The sequence below is a fragment of the Mycobacterium parascrofulaceum ATCC BAA-614 genome (genome assembly GCF_000164135.1).
Taxonomy (GTDB): domain Bacteria; phylum Actinomycetota; class Actinomycetes; order Mycobacteriales; family Mycobacteriaceae; genus Mycobacterium; species Mycobacterium parascrofulaceum.
On the sequence record NZ_GG770608.1, the window covers coordinates 1 to 1,429 of the forward strand.

Below are 1,429 nucleotides of genomic sequence, written 5' to 3' on the forward strand. Positions count from 1 at the left end.
ACGCTCCAGCCGCCGCTGGCGAAGTTGTGGGCGGCTAGGGTGCGTGCGGCCCAGACGGCTTCGTGCGGGGCGACCCAGTGGACTTCGTTGAAGGCGGGGTAGTCGATGTTGTGCGGGTGGATGCTGGAGCCCAGTCCGCGCATGAGCCGGGTGGTGGCGGGTTGGCCGAAGATGGTGGAGCCGATGGTGTCGACGCCGATCAGTTGCATGTCGGGGTTGAATTGGCGCAGCACGCGGGCCACACCGGCGGAGTGTCCGCCGGTGCCGACCGAGCAGACCAGCACGTCGACGTTGCCGAGCTGATCCATGAGCTCTAACCCCAGTGATTGGTAGCCGGTGATGTTGTCGGGGTTGCTGTATTGGTCGGGGCACCAGGAGCCGGGGTGGGCGGCCAGGATTTGGGCGACGCGGTCTTTGCGGGCTTGTTGCCAGCCCCCGACCGGGTGGGGTTCGGTGACCAGGTCGACCTGGGCGCCGTAGGCGGCCAGCATGTGGCGCACGATGGGTTCCATGCCGGTGTCGGTGACCACGGTGACCGGGTGCCCGTAGGCTTGGCCGGCCAGCGCCAAGCCTAATCCGAGGCTGCCGCTGGTGGATTCGACGATGCGGGCTCCGGGTGTGAGTTCGCCGCGGGCGCGGGCGGCTTCGACCATGTGCAGGGCGGGGCGGTCTTTCATGCTGCCGCCGGGGTTGAACCCTTCCAGCTTGGCCCAAAACCCGCGATCGGGTGGGCTCAGCGGGGCCGAGACCCGCAGCACCGGCGTGTTGCCCACCAGGGCGGCGGGTCGCCGGGAGGTGGCGGGGGCGGGTGGTGCGCAGTCGCGCGGCTTGAGGACCTTGAGCGCCGCAACGGGGTGAACGCAAGTGTTGTCAAAAGGAAGAACTTCAGCCATGGGATTCGTCGCTTTCACGCGGGAGCCGCGATTACCTGTGCGCGGCACATGGTGACAGGGGTCAGCGGTCACCGGTCGCCGCCACTAAAGGGCAGAAACGACCTGATGCTGACCAGTCAGCGACGAGACAAGCAGAACCGGGTCAAGACGTCTTGACCGGTAACAGAAAAGGCCGGGGCTCGCGGGGGGCCGCGCCCGGCGGGCAGCCCAAACCAGGCCGACCCAGCGGTGACGGCTACGGCCGCCACCACGCCCAACGCGATTAATGCAGCCACCACAGCGCCCGAGCGGGGCAGCACTGCCGTGGTGAACTGCTCATGATGTCCGCCCGAGGACCCCTTGCCCACATGCGGATGATCGACATCAACGGTGAACTCACCACCCAGCGAAGCCACCAACGCGTGCGCCGGGTGTGACACCGAAGACTGCGAATGCCCCATGATGCTGTGAGCGCCGATCAGGACCCCCCACATCGCCAACCACGCCGCAGCCCCGACCGCCACCACATACCGCAGCCGAGGCGTCCCGCTAGCGCC

Annotated in this window: 2 protein-coding genes; both read right to left on the reverse strand. The window is 67.9% G+C overall.

The features are described from left to right. A partial coding sequence (locus tag HMPREF0591_RS29770) for a PLP-dependent cysteine synthase family protein (RefSeq protein ID WP_050790188.1) occupies positions 1-893 on the reverse strand: 893 nt, incomplete at its 3' end. 116 nt (positions 894-1,009) lie between these two features. Further along, the coding region (gene lpqS, locus HMPREF0591_RS33585; RefSeq protein WP_007172602.1) for a putative copper homeostasis (lipo)protein LpqS at positions 1,010-1,429 on the reverse strand (420 nt) is incomplete at its 5' end.